This is a genomic window from Clostridium tanneri, from assembly GCF_033659955.1.
In the GTDB taxonomy this organism is placed as follows: Bacteria; Bacillota; Clostridia; order Clostridiales; family Clostridiaceae; genus Clostridium_AM; species Clostridium_AM tanneri.
In genome coordinates, this window is sequence record NZ_JARUJP010000015.1 from 1 (window position 1) to 21,617 (window position 21,617).

At 32.9% G+C, this 21,617-nt stretch carries 14 protein-coding genes; 1 reads left to right on the forward strand and 13 read right to left on the reverse strand.

What is annotated here, in order from left to right; all coding sequences use genetic code 11:
* Positions 1-723 precede the first annotated feature (723 nt).
* Positions 724-2,589, reverse strand: a complete 1,866-nt coding sequence (locus tag P8V03_RS12725; RefSeq protein WP_318798380.1) for a PocR ligand-binding domain-containing protein — start codon at positions 2,587-2,589, stop codon at positions 724-726.
* A gap of 215 nt (positions 2,590-2,804) precedes the next feature.
* Here P8V03_RS12725 and P8V03_RS12730 point away from each other — a divergent pair, with 215 nt between their 5' ends.
* The gene (locus tag P8V03_RS12730) at positions 2,805-3,563 is read left to right on the forward strand and encodes a hypothetical protein (RefSeq protein ID WP_318798381.1); all 759 of its coding nucleotides are present in this window, start codon (positions 2,805-2,807) and stop codon (positions 3,561-3,563) included.
* Positions 3,564-3,642: 79 nt separating this feature from the next.
* Here P8V03_RS12730 and P8V03_RS12735 read toward each other — a convergent pair whose 3' ends face one another.
* The 12 genes from P8V03_RS12735 to P8V03_RS12790 form a co-directional block, all read right to left on the reverse strand.
* Positions 3,643-4,353: an ABC transporter ATP-binding protein gene (locus P8V03_RS12735; RefSeq protein WP_346432510.1), complete on the reverse strand. Its 711-nt coding sequence runs from the start codon at positions 4,351-4,353 to the stop codon at positions 3,643-3,645.
* Positions 4,331-5,119 carry an ABC transporter ATP-binding protein gene (locus P8V03_RS12740; RefSeq protein WP_318798383.1) on the reverse strand — a complete coding sequence of 263 codons (789 nt, stop codon included), beginning with the start codon at positions 5,117-5,119 and terminating at the stop codon, positions 4,331-4,333. Before P8V03_RS12740 ends, P8V03_RS12735 begins: the two co-directional genes overlap by 23 nt.
* A 71-nt stretch (positions 5,120-5,190) precedes the next feature.
* Positions 5,191-6,090 (reverse strand): branched-chain amino acid ABC transporter permease, encoded by a 900-nt coding sequence (locus tag P8V03_RS12745; protein ID WP_318798384.1) that lies wholly within the window; start codon positions 6,088-6,090, stop codon positions 5,191-5,193.
* Between the two features lie 10 nt (positions 6,091-6,100).
* Complete coding sequence (locus tag P8V03_RS12750) at positions 6,101-6,985, reverse strand: branched-chain amino acid ABC transporter permease (RefSeq protein WP_318798385.1); 885 nt, start codon at positions 6,983-6,985, stop codon at positions 6,101-6,103.
* Between the two features lie 111 nt (positions 6,986-7,096).
* Positions 7,097-8,260 carry an ABC transporter substrate-binding protein gene (locus tag P8V03_RS12755; RefSeq protein ID WP_261672769.1) on the reverse strand — a complete coding sequence of 388 codons (1,164 nt, stop codon included), beginning with the start codon at positions 8,258-8,260 and terminating at the stop codon, positions 7,097-7,099.
* Positions 8,261-8,675: 415 nt separating this feature from the next.
* Positions 8,676-12,128 (reverse strand): helicase-exonuclease AddAB subunit AddB, encoded by a 3,453-nt coding sequence (addB, locus tag P8V03_RS12760; RefSeq protein WP_318798386.1) that lies wholly within the window; start codon positions 12,126-12,128, stop codon positions 8,676-8,678.
* 156 nt (positions 12,129-12,284) lie between these two features.
* Entirely contained in the window at positions 12,285-14,741 is a 2,457-nt protein-coding gene (locus tag P8V03_RS12765; RefSeq protein ID WP_318798387.1) for a sugar phosphate nucleotidyltransferase, read from the reverse strand.
* Positions 14,742-14,757: 16 nt separating this feature from the next.
* Positions 14,758-16,182, reverse strand: a complete 1,425-nt coding sequence (locus tag P8V03_RS12770; protein ID WP_318798388.1) for a glycosyltransferase family 4 protein — start codon at positions 16,180-16,182, stop codon at positions 14,758-14,760.
* 130 nt (positions 16,183-16,312) lie between these two features.
* Positions 16,313-17,920 carry an alpha-glucan family phosphorylase gene (glgP, locus tag P8V03_RS12775; RefSeq protein ID WP_318798389.1) on the reverse strand — a complete coding sequence of 536 codons (1,608 nt, stop codon included), beginning with the start codon at positions 17,918-17,920 and terminating at the stop codon, positions 16,313-16,315.
* Between the two features lie 596 nt (positions 17,921-18,516).
* Positions 18,517-19,380, reverse strand: coding sequence for a polysaccharide deacetylase family protein (locus P8V03_RS12780; RefSeq protein ID WP_318798390.1), 864 nt, complete (start codon positions 19,378-19,380; stop codon positions 18,517-18,519).
* A 218-nt stretch (positions 19,381-19,598) separates the two neighbouring features.
* Complete coding sequence (locus P8V03_RS12785) at positions 19,599-20,825, reverse strand: cation:proton antiporter (protein ID WP_318798391.1); 1,227 nt, start codon at positions 20,823-20,825, stop codon at positions 19,599-19,601.
* A gap of 255 nt (positions 20,826-21,080) precedes the next feature.
* Positions 21,081-21,608 carry a ferritin-like domain-containing protein gene (locus tag P8V03_RS12790; protein ID WP_261672762.1) on the reverse strand — a complete coding sequence of 176 codons (528 nt, stop codon included), beginning with the start codon at positions 21,606-21,608 and terminating at the stop codon, positions 21,081-21,083.
* Positions 21,609-21,617: the final 9 nt, after the last annotated feature.

Genomic DNA, 21,617 nt, shown 5'->3' on the forward strand with positions numbered 1-21,617 from the left:
AAACTCTCAATTTAAAAGTTTGTGACTCATTACTGTTTTGTTACTCTAAGAGTAACTCAAAGAATTGCTGGCTTATTTTAAAAACAAGTTTTACTTATTTTTACCTCTGTTTAATTTTCAAGGATCATTCCGCTTATCTTAGCGACTTTTACAGTTTAACATTTGCATTAAAGTTTGTCAAGAAGTTTTTTTATTTACTATATTGTTCCTGACAGCTTTATTATATTACTACAAATGATTATTGGTTGTCAACACATTCTGTTTTCAACCTTTTGCCGCTTGCCTCAGCGACATGTGTTATCATACCACTATTATTTCTACTACACAGATATAATTTGCTTTCTTATTTAAAATTATACTTATATTATTAAGTTTTTCTCATAATTACTTTAACTTTATTGTATTGACACTCCAGACTCAGTTTTCCTTACAATTAAGATGAAAAATACATTTTAAGCTTTGTTCTGGCAAGTAACTCTAATAAAAAGAAGGCAGTACTCCTGTAAACTGCCATTCTCCTTTTCTGTTTTTAATAAACTATTAAATTAATTTGTAAATTGTTAACGCTCTATACTATTTAAAGCAAAACACTAATGCCTAACAGCTATAACCCTCATGATTTATTCTGCAGCATTTTTAAGCAAACTATTAAAGTTTACTGTTGCTTTCTCTAATTTCCTGACACATTATTACATTACCTATTATTCGCAACTAGTGTTAGCTCTAGATATATATATCAGAGAACTCAATATTTATTCTTTCTACTTTACTAGTATTTTCTATATTGTTTTCTTTTTGATTTTTATGATCTAAAACTTTAGCAGGGAGTTCAACGTAAAAACAACTTCCTTTTCCAGCTTCACTTTCCACCCACATCTTTCCCTTATGTAGTTCCACTAAAGATTTAATTAAAGCGAGTCCTATACCACTGCCTTCTCTATTTCTTTTAAAAGATTTATCCACTTGAACAAACCTTTCAAATATTAATTCCTGTTTTTCTTTCGGTATGCCAACCCCAGTATCCCTTACCAAAATAACTATCTTATCCCCCTTATCATGTATATCAACATAAATAGTCCCTTTCTCCTGAGTAAATTTTACTGCATTAGAAAGTAGGTTAAGCATTATTCTTTCTATACTATTTGGATCACAACTTATAACTTTTTCCTCAATATCAGTATCAAAAATAAGTTCTATTCCTTTATTTTGAACATATTCACCTACAGAAAGTGTTATGTCTTCAACAATACTTATAATGTTATAGTTTCCAAAAGTCACATCAAAGTGACCAGAATCAATTTTAGTTATATCTATAAGATTATTTACTAGTCTTATTAGCCTATACACATTTTGATACATTAATGATATGTAGTGTTTTAACTTGGAACTATTCATGCTCTCATCGCTGCTAGTAACTAATTTGCACATCTGTAGTGCAGTAAATATTATATTTAGCGGTGTTCTAAATTCATGAGATAAATTAGCAAAAAATTCTGTTCTTAAGCTCTCATACTCAATAGCATCCTTTAATAGCTTAGTCTTTTCTTCAATATCTCTACTAAGCTCTTCCGCCTTTCTTCTTTCTGATATATCTCTTGATACCACTAGTATAGAATCTTCTCCGTCATAGGGGTATATTGCAGCGGTAGTTTCTATCTCTAATAATTCATTATTATATTTTTTTATAAACTTTTCTTCAGTTAAAGGCATACTTCCATTTTTATATATCAAATCAAACTTTTTATCGAATTTTTCTTTATAATCTGGATGAACTTCTAAAAAATCAGAAACACTCTTTCCTATTAAGTCATCTACACTACTTGCACCTAAACTCCTTGCCCCTGCCGGATTAGCGTATAAAAACTTCTCTCTAGTTCTTATGTATATTGAATCTGGAATAAGTTCTACAAGACCTTTATACTTTTGTTCACTTTCTCTCAGCTGATTTTCAACTGCTCTCCTTTTATTCATATCCCTTATAAGAGTTTTATTTATATCCGTCAATTCCTTTGTTCTGCTTCTAACTATATACTCTAAGTACTCATTATTTTTTTGAAGAGCTGCTTCTGTAGCCATTTGTTTAAGCCTGCTAACTGCCATATCTGACATTAGCTCTGTTAAACACCTAAAGTAATCCAGATAATCTTTAACTTTTTCTTCAGTTACAATTGGTATTTCCTTAACAGCATCCAAATAATCTTTTTTATTAACTCCTAACTCATCAGCTTGTCTTTCAAAATATTCTAAATCAGGTTTACACTTAAGAAACTGACCAAAACTTAAGTTACCTATATACTCTCCCCTTATCATTATAGGGGTACAAGCTTCTACTAGTCCATTTCCACAGATGTATTCCGTATAGCCGCCTTCACTATAATTACAATCTACAGCTTTTTTATTTCTCAAACAATTCATTAAAGCCTTTGGATTTGATGAATGAAAACAAGTGCAAATTCTAGTTTGCCCTGAACTTATGATGGTATCGCCATTTGCATCTAATATTGCATATGGAACCTTAGTCAAATTGTAGAACTTATCCATAAGCTTTTGTAACTTTTCCATATCTAATAAATTATCTAATTTATACATCAACTTGCCCCCAATCTCTATAAAAGCAGTTTTTATTCTATTTTTTAATACCTCATCATTGCTTATAAGTATATTGTTTATCATCACCTGACTTTATTCAACCTTTTTAAGAAAATATCCTTCAATTTTTTATACAAATTATAAATCAATTTGTTGTCACAGCCTAATGATAAATTGATAAACTAAATATATAAAGATAAATAGGGTGTGGTTCAATGGAAGACATTAATAATTCAAGTAATAGTAATACTAGTTCAAATATAATCAATAACAACATTGACAATACTCATAAAAATATACAAAACATTAATAACATCATAAAAACCAGTAGCAATAGCGATAATAGTGGCGAAGATAATAACAGTAGCGATACGTCTAATAGTGATAAATGTACTGGTGATGATACAAAGCCCTGTCAGAGATCACCAGATAATGATTCTAATAATAACAATAATAGCCCTTCTAGTATCTCCAATGAAAACACTGTTAAAGATACTAATACAAATTTACAAAACATAAATACTATCATATTATCTGGTATCGAAAGTGCAAAAAATCTTCAAAATGGAATTTCCCAAGGAACTTCAGAAAACCAAACTGCTCAGTCCTCTGATACTTCTATTAGCGATAGCATTGATAAAGCCTCCTCGACTCTTCAGAATATCAATAATATTAAAGAGCAACTGGCTAAATTGGATTTAAATCCTAGAGAATCTCTTTACTTTGACAATTGCATTAATCCATTGCTAACAGTGTTAAATCAGCTTAGCAGCACTTCCGTTAATCTGGCTACTAGCTCTTATTATTTGTCAACCTCTATAATTACACATGGTAAAGAGTCAAAACTTAAAGATACTATACACCTAGTTTATGATATTAATAAAGAATGTGAGGATGTTTATGACGTTCTGGAAAAAAGAATAGATACACTATTAGAATTGGCTAAAAAATGCTCATGCTTAGATCACTTTTAAGCATGAGCATTTTCAACCTTTTTTAAACTCATTTTTAATATACATCCTAATTTATTTTTTAGTTGTTATATTCTCTGCTTTATACTCCTAAATATGCCCTTTTTACCTCTTCACTTTCCTTCAATTCTTCTGTAGTTCCCTGGAGCGTAATTTTTCCAGTCTCTAAAACATATCCTCTATCCGCTATAGCTAATGCCATTTTTGCATTCTGCTCCACTAGAAAAACTGTAGTTCTTAATTCTTGATTTATTTTTTTAATAACCTGAAATATCTCCTTTACAACTATAGGTGCCACCCCCATAGAAGGCTCATCTAAAAGCAGCAACTTAGGCTTTGCCATAAGCCCTCTTCCTATTGCAAGCATCTGCTGTTCCCCACCACTTAAGGTTCCTGCATACTGTTTTTTTCTTTCTTCAAGTCTAGGGAATATATTGTATATTTCTTTTATTTCACTTACCAGTTTGTTCTTTTTTTCCTTTCTGCAGTAAGCTCCTATCTGCAGATTTTCCTCTACTGTAAGCTTAGAAAAAACTCTTCTTCCTTCTGGTACTAAAACAACTGATTCTGAAACCACCTTATGAGCAGGGATTCCTGTTATATCCTTCGAATTAAAGATTATTTTTCCCTCTCTCGGTCTTAATAATCCTGCTATAGTCTTTAGTGTAGTGGTCTTCCCTGCTCCATTTCCACCTATCAGTGTGACAATTTCTCCCTCTCTAATTTCTAAAGATACTTCCTTTAGTGCCTGTATATTCCCATAGTAAGTTTTAACATTCTGAACTAAAAGCACTTTCATCTACCTCCTTGCCTAGATAGGCTTCTATAACTTCTGGATTACCTGCTACTTCTTCTGGTTTTCCATCTGCAATCTTAATGCCGTGATTTAAAACCACTACCCTATCAGATACATTCATAACCAAATTCATATTGTGCTCTATAACTAATACAGAAATACCTCCACTTCTTATAGCACGAATTAAGTTCATCATTCCCTTAGTTTCTTCTATGTTCATTCCAGCAGTAGGCTCGTCAAGTAATAAAAGACTAGGTTCATTAGCTAATGCTCTTGCTATCTCAAGCTTTCTTTGGTTTCCATAGGAAAGATTTTTTGATATTTCATCCTTATACTGCTCAAGTCCTACAAATTTTAAAAGTTCTATACTCTTATCTGTAATATCCTTCTCTTCCCTAATTACCCACTTAGGCTTTAATATAGAATTCCAAACACCGGCCTTTGATCTTGTATATCTTGCCATCTTTACGTTATCAAGCACAGATACATTGCCAAAAAGCTTAATATTTTGAAAAGTTCTAGCCACACCCTTATAGGCTATTTTATAGGGCTTAATACCAGTAGTTTTTTCTCCATTGATAAAAACTTCTCCAGAAGTAGGTGTATACAAGCCGGAAATAATATTAAAAAAAGTGGTCTTTCCTGCACCATTAGGTCCTATAAGGCCTACAATTTCCTTTTCATCTATATGAAAATTTACCTCTGATACCGCACACAAACCACCAAAACTCTTAGTAACATTTTTTGTTTCTAATATAGCCATTAAATCACCTCTAAATATTAATTAGGAACTCTGAGCTGGCTTTAAAGTAGAGTTTCTTTCTTCATTGCACTCTACATTTCCTTACTAACATTGCTACTAACCTTTTTTCTCTTTAATTTAAACAATGAATTATCTCCAAAAAGTCCTTGAGGCCTATATCTCATCATCATAACCATAAGCAAGCCATAAATAAGTATTCTATAATCTTTAAGTCCTCTCAAAAGTTCTGGTGCCATACTTAAAATTACTGCTCCAATTACAGAACCTTTTATACTTCCTAACCCACCTATTACCACCATACTCAATATTGTTGCTGACTCCATGAATCCAAAGCTATCTGGACTTACATAAGTAAAATAATGAGCAAAAAGAGTACCTGCAATTCCTGCATACATGGCACCTATTGCAAAGGCTAAAACCTTATATTTAGTGGTATTAATTCCAAGGGTATCTGCTACAGTTTCATCCTCTCTTATAGCAATTAGTGCCCTTCCAAATCTAGAGTTAACCATTCTCTTCATAACAAAGATAAGAATTACTATAAGAGCAACTTCAAAAACAAAAAATCCAAACATTCCCAAGCTATGATTAAATAATGACACTGGCTTTATGTTTCCAATTCCCATTGGTCCTCCAGTTATTTTTAAATTTAACACTAGAGATTGAATTATGAGACCAAGTCCCATTGTTACTACTGCCAGAAAATCTTCTTTAACTCTGAGACTTGGCAAGCCTAATAATGCACCAATAACCCAGGTAACCACTGCTGCAATAGGAAGAGTCATCCATATGGAATAACCAAACTTAGAAGATAATATAGCTGCAGTATAAGCACCGATAGCATAAAAGGCTGCGTGTCCTAAAGAAACTTGTCCCGCAAAACCTATGGTTAGGTTTAATCCTAATGATAGTATTACGTATATTCCTGCTACCACTAATACATTGATAAAGTAAGAGTTAAGTATATCCATGAATTGTCACCTACACTTTCTCTATCTTCTTACCAAAGATCCCTGATGGTTTAATAAGAAGAACTAGAATCAAAATAATGAAGGCAAAAGCATCCTTGCCTACAATAAAGTTTCCTAGATATCCATCTGCAAAGGATTCAACTATACCAAGAAAAAGTCCACCGATAATTGTTCCTGGTATACTTCCAAGTCCGCCTAGTACAACGATAGCAAAAGCCTTCATTCCAGGCATAGAGCCCATGGAAGGATACACTGCATTAAAATACAAAGCAACTAAGGTTCCAGCAACTCCAGCTAAAGCAGAGCCTATTATAAAGGTTACAGATATGACCTTATTTACACTTATGCCCATTAAGCTAGAAGCATCAAAATCCATGGATACAGCCCTCATTGCCATTCCACTTTTGGTCTTTTTTAAGTATAGATGAAGAATAATAACAAGTACTGCTGCAACTACCATTATGTATATTTGATAGTTTGTTATAGAAACCCACTGTGAAATATTATAGGTTTTTATGGGAGCTATCCCCTCTTGTGGAAAGGCTCTTGTTTGAGATCCATAAATAATTCTATATACATTCTCCAAAACTATAGCCATTCCAATGCCGCTTATTAATGCAGTAATCTTAGGTGAATTTCTTACCGGTTTATATGCAAAAAATTCTATTAGCCATCCAAAAAAGGCTGATACAATCATAGCAGCAATTACTGCAATAAATATGCTGCTGTGAAATAAAGTAATGCAGCTTACTGCTGCAAAGGCTCCAGCCATGTAAACTACACCATGAGCAAAATGGAGCAATTCTAATACCCCGTAGATCATTGTAAGACCTATAGCTATCAGTACGTAAACACTACCAACGGTTATTCCATTAAAAAGCTGCTGAAAAAACATATACTCCCCCCTTTTTAATGGGGAATAAAGTATGAAAAATCTCCTTCATTCCCCATTAAACTATACCTGTAAAATCAACCTTTATTTCTAAGCATAAATCATATCTGTACTCTATTTAGTGTATTCCTGACTCTTTACATAAACAAATTTTCCATTTTCTACTCTGCTAAGTATAACTGGTTTGATAACTTCGTTCTTTTCATCAAAAGAAATTTTTCCTGTAACTCCTTCAAAACCCTTTGTTTCTGAAAGAGCTTTTCTTATAGCTTCTTTATCTGTACTATTTGCTCTCTTTATAGCATCTGCAAGCACAAGTACTGAATCATAAGCTTGAGCTGAAAGCATATCTGGCTCTTTATCAAACTTTTCCTTATAAGCCTTTATAAAATCCTGTACCATAGGTCTTGGCTCTTCTCTAAAGAATGGAGTTGTAAATACTACACCTTCTACATTCTTTCCGCCAAGTTCAGTTAACTTTGGAGAATCAAATCCATCAGAACCAAAGATAGGTACTGCTATTCCTAACTGCTTTGCCTGAGTACAAATTTGAGCAGCCTCATTATAATAGGAACCTATATATATTGCTTCTGGGTTCTTTTCCTTTACTGCCGTAAGCAATGCCTTAAAATCTTTTGTTCCATCTACAAAATTTCTGCTGATAACTACCTCTCCACCAAGTTTCTTAATCTGATTCGTAAAACCTTCTGCATTTGTATTACCGTAGTCATTATTTACATTAAGTACTGCTACTTTCTTTAGATTTTTTTCTTTAACTGCATATTCTGCCATAGCAGCTCCCTGTGCTGGTCCTGCATATATAGTTCTAAATATATAGTTTCCGCCCTCAGTTATTGCAGGATTTACAGCATATGCAACAACCATAGGTATTTTATTCTGTTGTACTACCGGTGCCACCGTTTTACTTGGAGTGCTATAAGAACCACTTACTAATGCAGATACCTTTTCCTGCTGTATCATCTTAGTAACCACATTCATTGCCTCAGGCGCCTTAGCTTGATCATCCATTGCAACTAGCTTGATTTGCTTTCCAATTACTCCACCTTTTTTATTTATTTGTTCTACTGCAAGCATTGCTCCATCCCGTGCTTGGGTACCATCTGTAGCAGCGTCTCCGGTGTATGGCCCAAAGGTTCCTATCTTTATCTCCCCTCCTCCACCGGCTGAGGAACTTGTACTAGTTGAACATCCTGCAAAAGTGCTTGCCAAACCTGTGATTGCTAAAACTGCAATCACCTTTAATAGATTTTTTTTCATTAAAATCCCCCCTATTTTCAATCCATTATATATATTCTAAAGGAATCAGAATAATACTTAAGATATACTATAAATTCTATATATTACTTAATTTTCCTCCAGTTATTTTAAAAATATTTCAAATTATCAAAAAACTTTTTAAAAAATTATTATAATAATTTAATCACCAAAAATCTGATTTTTCATATACTAAATATATAAAGAAATAATTTTAGGTTATTAGTGGAAGACTAACTTAAGCATTAATATTTTATTTGCAATACTCTATTATTTTGTATATATTACCCCCACATAGCTTTTCTTAATTTTCCCTATCACCTCCAAGCTTTAAGTACTGTATAGTACTTAAAACCCTATTCTAAATAATTTAGCCTGTATTCTCTCCCCAGTGAATACAGGCTAAGTTTTTTAATTATTATTTATCACTAACTTTTTCTTCAATCTTCTGCCATATCTCTTCATCACTTTTTTCATTCAGAACCCTATACTTATTACCCCTGATGGACGTATCAAACTGACATATGGCTGAATATACACAGTACTTACAAGAATCTCTATTTTTACTCTTGCAAGGACTTAAATCTATGTTTCCTTCTAGTATCTCTTCGCAAAGAGAAGCAATAGTATCTTTAACATACTTTCTTAAAAGCTGAAACTGTTCTAAGGTAGCCACAGAAGATTTAGATTTTGAAATTGTCCCATCTTTTTTTACTGTTACCGGTATAATATCTGAACTTTTTTCTAGCTCCTTATCCATTTCTCTTATAACCTCTAGGTTATCTAGCAAAAGACCGTTCATCTTTAAACTTTTCATTATTCTTTCTTCTATTTCATTATCTGATAACTCCCCATTTACTTTTAGTATTGGATCATCTAGCTTAAAGTAAAAAATCCCCCCTGGTAGAGCTTCCTTATCTATTCTTTCTTCAAGTTCTGTAAGTATAGCATCTAAATATATCAAGAGTTGCATTTGGAAACCATAGTATACATCAGATAGCTTAAATTCTTTAGCTCCTGATTTATAGTCTATTATTCTTAAGTAGGTAGCGGCTTCTTCCTTCATATTATCAACTCGATCCACTCTACCAATAAGACTAACAACTTCTCCTGAGTGAAGTTCTACAGAAATAGGAGGAAAGTCCCCTGAGTTACCAAAGGATAGCTCATAGCCAACAGGTGTAAACCCTCCTCTTTTTATGTGCTCTGTAATAAGCCATACTGACCTAGTAAGTATTCTTTTTAAACCATTAGTAACATGACCGTATCTTTTTGAACTATTAAGTATTGACCCTGGAATTTTTCTTAAACTTTCATCTACAATTACTGAAACTTTCTCTTCACACCATTGCCTATTTATATCATTCCAGTCTAATTCCTCTTCTTTAAGCTGAGATGAGAAATTCTGAAGTATGTTATGCATGAAACTTCCTAAATCTGGTGACGTTAAACTATAGACCTTTCTCTCCTTTGCCTTAAGTCCGTATTGTATAAAATATTCAAAGGGACATTCTACAAATTTTTCAAGTCTCGAAACACTTATATTCATATGTTTGCCGTAAAGTTTTCTCACCTTTTTAGTATCTGAGATCTCTGCTTCGTTTTTGTAATTAAAGCCACTTAATACCCTTTGAAGGTTATCACTCCATTCCTCATGATTTCTATACCATCTATAAACCTCAAGCCATAGAGGGGTTATATAACTTCCCTCTCTATTCTTCCTAAGGCTTGACACAAACTGACTAAAGGTAGCTTTCGGACCAGCTATAGCTCTCATAATATCGTAGTCATCATTTTTTTCCATTAAGCTGCTTTCCTCTTTTAAGTCTGGAAATATCTTTTTTAGTCTTGATATTACAATGGATGGTCTTTTAGTTTTACCGTCTTCGTCTCCTATTGGATAACTTAACTTTAAATATTTACTGCTCATTGTTAATGTGGTATAAACTAAAAATTGTTCTTCAAAAGCTCTGCTTTTTGTATCCTTTACAATTTCCAATCCTCTTTCTCTTAAGCCCTCTCTATCACTGTCTGAAAGCACTCCTTCTGCAGGAATTACTGCTGGAAAAACTCCATCATTTACTCCAATTATATAAAGAGCATTTATCTCATGACTTTTTAACCTTGTAACACTTCCTACAAGAACCTGATCAATAGCAGGTGGAATTACGCCTATCTCATATTCTTTAAAGCCTGTAGAAAGAATTTTTGAAAATAGATCAACACTTACAATTTCATCTCCAACAATCTCCACTATTTGATCCAGCATATCAACTACTATATCCCATATTTGGTTATATTCATTTGCCTTATCAAGCTCTCCAGCTTCCTTAAATTCTTCAATCCAACCTTGAACCTTTTCCGGAATGCCTAGGTTACATAAAAATCTATATAAACCTTCACAACTCTCTCTGCCTCTTTTTCTGCCCTTTATACTGAGACGTAGATTTATAAGAGGCTCTCTTACTTTTTCTCTTATAGTATTTATTCTTGCTAAAAATTCCTCTTCAGACTGAGATAGTTCATCATCTTCAAAACCATAATTCAATCTAAAATCCCATTTTTCCTCCAAGGTCCATCTGTTACCTTTAATACCATTGGAAAGCACATAGTTCTCCAAAATGTCTATTTCTTCATTTTCTAAGTTTAATAGTCCAGTTTTAAGGTACCTAAATACAGATTCATAAGACCAGTTTCTAGCTAATATTTCTACAGCTGATATTATTAGCACTACAATTGGGTTATGGTCTATTTCCCTTTTTTTATCTATAAAGTAGGGTATATTGTATTCTCTAAATACTGCTCTAACTAAACTCTCATAGCCATCTAGGTCACCACTTACCACTGCAATGTCTTTAAATCTAAATCCTTTATCCCTGCAAAGAGTAACTATATCCCTTGCTGTTTCCTCTATCTCAACATATTTATTTAAAGCTTTAAGGATATGTATATCCGCAGTTTCTCCTTTGCAAGCTTTATAAGGATAAGAAAATAGGTGAGCTTCTAAATGCTGAAGTTCATTGCTATCTTTAAATCTATAACAAGGACTACATTTTAAAGCTAAGGGTTTTTCATATTTTACATTATTATTTTTCACTAGTTCTAAAAGCCTTTTTTCAGTGATTTTAGTTTGAGAAAATACATCAGTGTTATCTACTACACCATCCTTTGTTAAATCATCTTCACATAGAGTTATGCTAACTCTCTTAGCCTTCCTTAAAAGTTTTTCCAAAATACAATATTGTTGTGGTGTAAAGCTAGAAAACTCATCTACCCAAATTTCTGCTTCATCAAATATGGGACACTTATCCAACTTCTCTATTAGCATGGTTAACTCGTCTTCTTCATCTATGTATTTTTCATGCAGTGTTTTTTCAAACTGATTAAAGATTAAAGTTATATCCTCAAGCTTATTTCTCAAATATTGATTTTCTATCCTCTCTGCAGTGCTCTTTAGAGTATCTGTGGTTATATTGTATCTTTTAAATTCAGTTATAATATCAGAAACTGTAGTAATAAACCCTTGCTTTTTAGCTGCCTTTGAAAAAACTTTAAATTTATCATTGTTTTGCTCCATTATTCTATGAATAAGCATACTTTTCCCTGCATTGTTTATATGCTGTCTAGTTAGTCCTCCTACCTCGTTGAAGACAATGTGAGCCATTCTTTTAAAACTCAGAACCTGCGCTTTAAGCATTCCTTCTTCTCCAACGGCCTTTATAAGGTTTTTCTGAGCTTGAAAGGAGAACTGCTCCGGCACTAAGAGTATTAGAGGATCAGCACACCCCTCTTCTATTCTCTTTTTTATACTATTTAAACAATAATGGCTTTTACCACTGCCTGCTCTTCCGTATATAAATTTTAATCCCACCTGTTTTGCCTCCCAACAATCTTGTTTCTATAAGTATTAATAATATTATACTCTAAAATTCACCACAGCACTTTTATTAATTTATAAGTAAACTAAAACATCATTCTTTTGTTAAGCACAAAAGCAGAGCATGTAATTTTTGCTCTGCTTTTTTCATTAAACACTACTTTTCTCTTCTTCAGTTATTATTTCTATTCTTTCTAAAAGTTCTTCTGTGAGTTTCATCAATTCATCTGAATCCTTTGACTCCGCATAAACCCTGCAAAGCGGCTCCTCTGCATCTGGTAAAACTAGAGCCCATCCCCCTTCATAATTCAGTTTAACACCTTCTATTAAATCTACTGACTTAGAATTATTCTCCTCTATCAGATTTCTCATTAATCTTCCCTTCATGTTCCATGGACATTTTACTTCTTTTTTAGCTATATGGTACTTAGGAATTTGTGCTAGTATACTTGAAAGAGGAAGATTACTTGAAGCCATTAAATTAAGGATTAATGCACATACGCTTATGCTGTCTAAGGTCATTAAATAAGCAGTAATTATTTCCCTTTTACTTATATTTTTTTCATTCTTTAGTAAAGTATCAATGATACATTTTTGTGATGTTTTAGTTCTTATAAACTTACACCCGCACATTTCAGCTACTTGCTCCATTGTTGACGAAGCGGTAACGGGCACGACTAAAGTTTTAATATTTGAAGACTTTAACATAACAAGGGCATTTACTGCATCAAATAGCTCATCCTTTATTATATTACCTTTCTCATCTACTAACACTGCCTCTTCACACTGATCATCAATTTTTATTCCCAGATTAGCATTGTTCTCAACTACTTCTCTTTTCAATCCTAAAAGATTATTATATTCATCATAAACCTTAACATTTACCCTAAGCTCCTGGAGCAGGTCTTTAACTATTCCTAGTACCATAGGATTTTTAATACTTAGAATAACTTTATATTTTTGATTTCTTATATTGTGAACTCCTAATATATTTATAAGCTGTCTTGTATAGTACTCTAAGCAGTTGTACATATGGTTTATCTGTTTAAAAGTATCTGTTTTCACTCTTCTGAAATCTTCTCTTATAAAACTATTTTCAATTTTTCTTTTTAAATTTTTATCTATATCAAGCCCTTTTCCGTCCATAAATACTATATGAACCTTTTCAGCATTATCACTATCTATTGAAACATGAATGCCGCCTTGTGCTCCAAAGAACATAGTAGCCTGCCTGGTTAAAGCTCTCGGCATTCTCTTTAAATCAAGAACCTCCATTCCCATAGACTGCAGTCCTGTAGCAAGAGAATACTTAAACATCTGGGAAGCACCATTATCACAACAAGCTATAGCAACCTTTGAATCTGCTTTTAACAAAGATCCATAGGCAGATCCAAGCTTTGACACAAATTCTGGTGTTATATCTACGTTAACCTCTCCAGTTATGCCTCTCTTACCAAATAAAGAACTTGATAACTTTTCACCCCAAATTACATTTTCTTTAACCACAGTACTAGCTTCAATCACTTTATTAGGCCATATTTTAATCCCTGGTTTGATAAGAGCCCTTTCCTTTACCAGAGTATCATCTCCAACCGTTGCTTCTTCAAAAACTGAAGCCTTTGCCTCTAATTGAACCTTCTTGCAAAGAATAGCCCCTCTTACCTGAGCATTTTCTCCTACATAACAATTATCAAAGACCACACTTCTTTTAATAGTTCCATTGCTAGATATTATGTTATTTTTACCTAGAACGGTATAAGGTCCTATCTTTGCTCCACTATAAATTTTTGTTCCACTGCCTATATAAACTGGTGTAGATATTTCAGCTTCTTCACTGATTTCGCAATTCTCACCACGCCATATGCCGTCTTTATATTTTTCTCCTTTTATTTTTACTTTTACTAATCCTTTTAATATATCAAAATGGCATCTTATATACTGTTCAATATTACCGATATCGCACCAATACCCCTCTGCTACATAGCCAAACATAGGCTTTTTATCATTTAAAAGTAATGGAAATAGGTCGTTGCTAAAGTCAAACTTCTGATTTTGTTCAAAATAACTAAATATTTCTGGTTCAAGTATATATATCCCCGTATTAGCTTTATCACTAAAAACTTCGCTCCAGCTTGGTTTTTCAAGAAATCCCTTTATTCTTCCATTATTATCTGTCACAACTACACCAAATTCAAGCGGTACCGCCACTTCTTTTAATACTAAAGTAGCTATAGAATTATTTTGTTTGTGGAAAGCAATAGCCTTAGATAAATCTATATCTGTTAAGGCATCCCCACTTATAACAATAAAGGTGTCATTTAGGAAGCATTCTGCATTTTTAACACTACCTGCAGTACCTAAAGGCATTTCTTCTATAAAGTACTTTATATTTACTCCAAAATCTCTTCCATCACCAAAGTAATTCATAATTTCATCTGGCAGATATTGAAGTGTTACGCCTATATCAGTTATTCCACTATTCTTTAAAAGTTCTACAGCATATTCCATAACAGGCTTATCCATAATAGGCATCATAGGTTTTGGTATATTGCAAGTCAATGGTCTTAATCTTGTGCCTTCTCCTCCTGCCATTATAATAGCTTTCATAAACTCTCATCCCCTCTTAAACATCATAATTAAAATCTATGTCTCTTGCTCCAAAAGCTGCCTCAAAACTCTTCTCAGTAGTCTCCTTCATCTTATTCTCTATTTTATCCTTAGCATTAATAATACTATCTTCTGTTTCTATAGCCTTTGAAGGTATACTATCTACCTCATCTAGCGTAACATTTGATTTAATTCTTAGGTTTCCCCTTAGCTTCTGAATAGTATATACCTTTCTCTCTTTGGTGCCTTTTATCTCCCATTCAGTTCCTTTAGTTTCCTCTCTAACCCAGTTATACATAGCTGCTGTAGTTTCAGCTACTTTGCTCCATGTGTAGTTTTCATATACTGTTTTTAAAGCATTTTCTCTAAGATCCTTTGAAATTTCCTCATCATATAGAAGTGTAGTTATATTATCTGCTATACTTTCAGAAGATCCATTAATAGTCTTTAATCCATTTATTCTATGCTGTACTATTTCCCCAAGACCACCGGTATCAGAAACCACTACTGGACAGCCTGCTGCCATAGCCTCTAGCGCTACTATGCCAAAGGGTTCGTAAAGAGATGGAAATACTGCTGCATTAGCTACCCTATAAAGTTTATCTCGATCTTCATCACTCATGTATCCAGTAAATAGAACCTTATCCTCTATCCCCATCTGTCCTACCCTGCTTTTCAATTCTTCTGTCATTGGTCCTGTTCCCGCTATAACAATCTTGGTGTTATTATACCTGTTAATTATTAAAGGAGCGGCCTCTATAAGAAGATGTATTCCTTTTTCAAATACGTGCCTTCCTATGTAGAAAACTATCTTTTCTTCATCTCTAGCATAGTTCCTTCTAAAATTCAACCAATCAAAATCAAAATTGAACTTCTCTGGTTCTACTCCATTTGGAATAACCCAAATTTTTTCCCAAGGTACTGCAAATAAGTCACTTACTTGATGTCTCATATAGTTACTGCACGCTACTGTCTTCCAAGACTCATAAGTTAGAAGCCATTCAGTGGAAGATATGTATCTCTGCATATCTGTTCTTATACCACCGTTTCTGCCATATTCTGTGGCATGAATAGTACATACCATTGGAGTTTTAAAGGACCATTTTAAACTTTTAGCACTATAGGCTGATAGCCAATCATGAGCATGTATCATATGGAATTTTCCCTTTGCCATGATAAGTCTTGTAGCCTCTTCTATCATTGCGAAATTAAGCTGCATAACCCATTTTGTAAAGTCATTAGTATCTATTTTATAAGGTGTAACCCTATGCACAAAAACTCCCTTGTCATTTTCCTCTACAGGAGCTGTTCCCTCCTCACAGGTAATAACATGTATTTCATGTCCCATATTGCTTAAGGCATGAGATAAATAGTAGACATGGTTAGATAATCCCCCTACATTTTTTGGCGGGTATTCCCAAGAAAGCATAAATATCTTCATTTCTAAATCCCCCTGAAACTTTAGTTTAAATTTATAATATTTTTTAAATAACTTATTTATGAGAGGAAAGGAGAGACTATTTTCTTCCCTTACCTCTTGCATTCTATTCTTTATTGAATTTTTTGTGACATTATTTATATAACTTTTCGTAATATTCCTTTATCATTCTGTCTGCTGAATACCTATCAACCATTCCATTTATAGCTGCTGCCATCATATCAGTCCATCTTTTGCGGTCATTATAGTAGGTCTTTAATACCTTGTTAAATAATACATCATATAAACTTTCTGCATCATGCTTATCTTGAAGTTTTATGTCGTCAGAAACAAAGCCTCCTCCTATCTGCCAACCGGTAACTTCATCCCAGCAAGCTTCAGGCCACCAACCATCAAGGGTACTTAAGTTCAGAACACCATTGATTGCAGCCTTCATACCAGAAGTTCCACAGGCCTCCTTAGTGACCCTAGGATTATTAAGCCACACATCTACTCCTCTAGTAAGAAGTAAAGCTTTATTCATATTATAGTTATCTAAAAACACTACGGAATTTGGGTATTTTTTTTCTATACTTAGAATGTGTTTTATTATTTCTTTACCTGAAAAATCTAAAGGATGGGCCTTTGTAGATATTATTATCTGTACATCTCCAGTGCTTAATAGAGGTGCTATTTTTTCTTCATCTGTGAATATTAAATCTCCTCTTTTATAAGGAGCAGCTCTTCTTGCAAATCCAATTAATAACTTGTTTTTATCTAATTTTATACCTTTTTCTTCTTCTATAAAATCTATAAGTTTTTCTTTGTTATCCATGTGGTAGTTCCAAAGATTCTCTCCTCGTCTGCAGGCATCAATTAGTACTTTATCTCCCCAGGTTCCTAGGTGTACTCCGTTAGTAATACTAATTATTTCACTTCTTCTATCAATAGATTTCCACATTTCATTAGCAGTTCTCCCATGAAGCATTGATACTGCATTAGATTTTTTCGATAATCTAAGTCCTGCAGCTGTCATATTGAAGGGCTCTCCTCCTATTTCTTTAACTAAATATTTATCAAGACCGTTAAAAGCTCCCATATACTCTAATATATTAAGACTGTGAAACTCATTTCCTTCCCAAACCGGTGTGTGTGTTGTAAAAACAATTTCCTTTCTTGATTCATTCCATGCGTCATAAGGATTATATCCTCTTTCCCTTTTTTCTCTTATGAGCTCAAATCCTGCGAAAATTGCATGACCTTCATTGAAATGAAAAATATCAACATTTTTATTTAACGCTCTTAAAGCTCTTATTCCCCCTATGCCAAGAATCATTTCCTGAGCTATTCTTTCTTCCTCAAACCATCCATATAATTGACCTGTTATCCACCTATCTGCATTTTCTGGCAAATCTGTATCTAAAAGATATAGTTCCGAATTTCCATAACAATCAACCTTCCATACCTTACAGCAGACATCTCGACCTCTTATATTAACCTTTATTTTAACGCCAGTATCCTGCAAAAAATCATACTCATTATTATAAAAAGAATCTACAATCCTTCCATCTTTATCGATGTGTTGTTCTACATAACCCTGCTTCCACTTTATCCCTACTCCTACCACTGGTAAGTTATTTTCTTTAGCAGCTTTTAGATAATCTCCTGCAAGTATACCAAGACCTCCAGCATAAATCTTAAAGCTTGGATCCAAACCAAATTCCATGGAAAAATATGCAACCTTTGGATTACTATTTTGCATTCTTATAACCACTCCTTATGCTACTATTTTTTATGAATTATTTTCCATTTATTTATAGCCATATACATAATTATAAAGATTTTATTCCCAAAATCAACCATTTTTGCGATATTTTCTTTTATATTTCTTTAAAATAGACTTTTATACTTAAATAAGACTTAATATATTTTAATTGCTTCATTTTTCTCTTAATTGCTCATTTTTATACCGATGTATATTTACAATATATGACTATTTTTTTTAGCACTTTATGTTTTTTATTGATATATAATAGAGTTTTTTATCCTGTAAACGTTATGTAAAAATACTGAAATATGAAAGTTTATTTTCTAAACATAATCATTTAGCTTGAAATATATAAAAATAATACAGTGTATCTTATATTGTGATTATAGTTATCTTTTTTCGACTACTATATCTATAATAGGAAATGCAAGTTTTCCACCACAAAATAATAGAATATTGGTTTCTCCTAATCTGTTCTTTTATAAACTCCAGCTAATTTTCTTATGTTGCTCTTATGGTTATATTTACTGTAAATAAAAAAGAAAGTGATGGAATTTATATTTCCTTCACTTTCTTTTCAGTATTATACCTTATTCTAATGTTTTAAAAACATAACCGTTAGCTTTTAAATATTCTATAATTTGAGGCAGAGCTTCAACAGTTGTCCTTTTACCAGGAGCATCATGCATTAAAATAATTAACTCTTTCTGTCCCTGGGTAGTTTCCTTAAGCCTTGATATTAATCTTTCTACAGAGGCTGATTGAACTTCCGCATCTCCATTTAAAGCGTTCCAATCTACATAGTGATAGCCATGATTCTCTGCTGCCCTTTTATAGGCTTGTCTACCAAATGATCCACCTGGAAATCTAATTAGAGTTTTATTATGTTCTCCAATTATAGAATTCACCACTTCAGTGCCCTTCTCTAAGTCTTTTATAAAAATTTCCGGTGATGAATAAATGTAACCATAGTTATGAGAATAAGTATGGTTAGCAATAACATGTCCTTCTTCTTTTTCTCTTTTCAAAAGCTCTGGGCTCTGTTCTGCCATTTTTCCAATAACAAAAAAAGTAGCCTTAACATTGTTATTTTTTAATACATCTAATATATGGGGAGTTATATTTTGAGTTGGACCGTCATCAAAGGTTAAATAAGCAATCTTATCGCCTTTTGCTGGTGCATCTTGAGGTTTATTCTCTTTAACCTCAGCTGTTTTATCTTGTCCACTTTTCTTATCACTGTCACCCTTATTTTCATTTTTTGTCTTGCCTGTTTGTCCATTATCCTTAGAAGCCTGGATATTAGAACTTACATCTGACTTATTAGATGTAGATACTATGTTAATACTTGATTTAGACCTCTCAGCAAATTTAAAACCTGCAGCAGAAGATAATGAAAATAATATTATAATACCTAATACAATTCTAATAAAGCCTCTTTTGTTTTTTTTCATACTGCCCATCCCCTTAGATTTTATGTATTCTATACCTACATTTTATCAGTTATAATTCCATAATTCTACTGAAGAAAACTACAAAAGACTACATTTACACTGAGGTTTCGGTACTAAACTATACTATGTTTATTCTTTTCCCAGTTATACTACTTATATTGAAAATAACAATTTTAAAAGAGCACCCTTAAAATAATAATCAAGGTTGCTCTTTATACTTAAATTTCTAACTTTAATACTTTTGCAACATATTTAGCAGTACTCGCTTGAACTCCTAAGGTTATGATTATAGCCATGAAAGTTACTGCAGATATAATTTCTGAGTTATTAACTTTCATACTAGCCAGCATTCCAACTAATGCTGCTGGAATTACACCTGTTTCTCTAGTCCACATAAGATACAGTATCTCCCTAAAACTCCACTCTGCCTTTTTATCTAGAATAACAGAAAAAATTACACTAACTGGTCTCGCTATAAATATAAATAATACAACTACAAGAAGTGCCTGTGCCCAATACCTTCCTAAGACTGCAAAGTTTATCTGGGTTCCTAGAATTACAAATATCATTATTCTGATTATCATAATTAAAACTTCTTTAAAACTAATGTGGATGTTCTCCTCTTCTCCTTTTATGGATAGTCTAAAAATATCCTTATTTCCGCATACTATCCCAATTATAAATACTGCCATAAATCCACTAAAATGAAAGTGCTCTGCAATAATATATCCTCCTAAAACTGCAGCTACTGCAATCTCTCCTGGATAACCAGTTAAGAAACTATGTTTTTTTTCACCTACTAAAAATGTAGCAGCATAACCAACTATTAATCCTATAACTACACCTCCACCTGCCTTTAAAAGTAGTTCCCAAGCACTTCTGCCAACAGAAAAAGTACCACCTTCTATTATTCCTAAAATAGTAAAGGTCATAATAGCCCCTGCTGCATCATTAAAGGCTGATTCAGAAATTATGGTCTGTTTTAACTTGTTACTTATATTCATGTTTTTAAAAAGAGGGACAAGCACCGATGGATCTGTAGATGCTATAACTGCTCCCAGTAATAAAGCATAGATAAGGTCTATTTTCAATATCTTATAGGCAAAGTACCCAGTAATAAATGTTGATATCAATACACCTATGGTTGCTAGTAGCAAAACAGATATCTTAACTTTATTTAATATCCCAAGTTGTACCTCTCTTCCTCCATCATAGAGTATATATGCTGCTCCAAAAGTTAGTATTAGTTGATTTTCTACTGAATAACTCTCAAAACCTATTAAGTTTAACCCTTGAGGTCCTAAAAGAATTCCAGCTACTATGAATAAAACTACATCTGGAAGCTTTATCAACTTACTTAACCTAGCACAGATTACGCCAGAAACAATAGTTATAGATAATATTTTCATTAAATTATTTGCTAATAAAACTGTATTTTCCTCCATGTTATTCCCTCCATTAAAGTATAGATAGCCTTATTTTTCTGCATTTATGTATTTCTATTCAGAAAGCTCGTATTTGCTGTAATTATGTTAGTATTATTTATAGGACGAGCTGTTAATGGGAGAGTTATATAACTTACCTAACATAGATAATAAATTAGAGAAGTAACTTAATAGCCTGTATATCTAGATAGATACACAGGCTACTAAGTTTTCATTCTTATTTTTAGTTTTCTTTTTGCTATGGCTATTCTGCTGCTAGCACCTACTAAACTTATCATATAGCTTTTTAAATATTCTTAGATGAACTTCTTCATCAGCTATAATCCTTGCAAGCAGCTTTCTAATATATTTATCCTTAATTACACTCATATGATATCTGTAGTTCCTAATAGCTTCTGTTTCAGCCTTAATGTCCTCTATAAGCATAGCTTTAATCTTATCAGCAAAATTAACATAGCCTGCATTCCATACCTTACCACAAGGACAAACTGAGCTTACAAATGCAGGTTTAACTCCTAAAAGCTTAATAGTCTCCCCTAATAACTCAAGATGCTTCATCTCAGTTATAGAAATCTGTCCTATAATTTCCGCAAATTCTTTATATCTATCATCACTTACAAAGTGTTGATAGGAATAAAGAGAAACTGCTGTAAACTCACTGACTGCACCAGCGTAATCCTGAAGAAGTAAATTAGCGTAATAAATATTTTTTCCCTCTACCTTTGGTTCTGGATAACTTCCTTCAGCCTTATATTTGGTATGTTTAGAAATATCTCCAGGCATAATACCCCC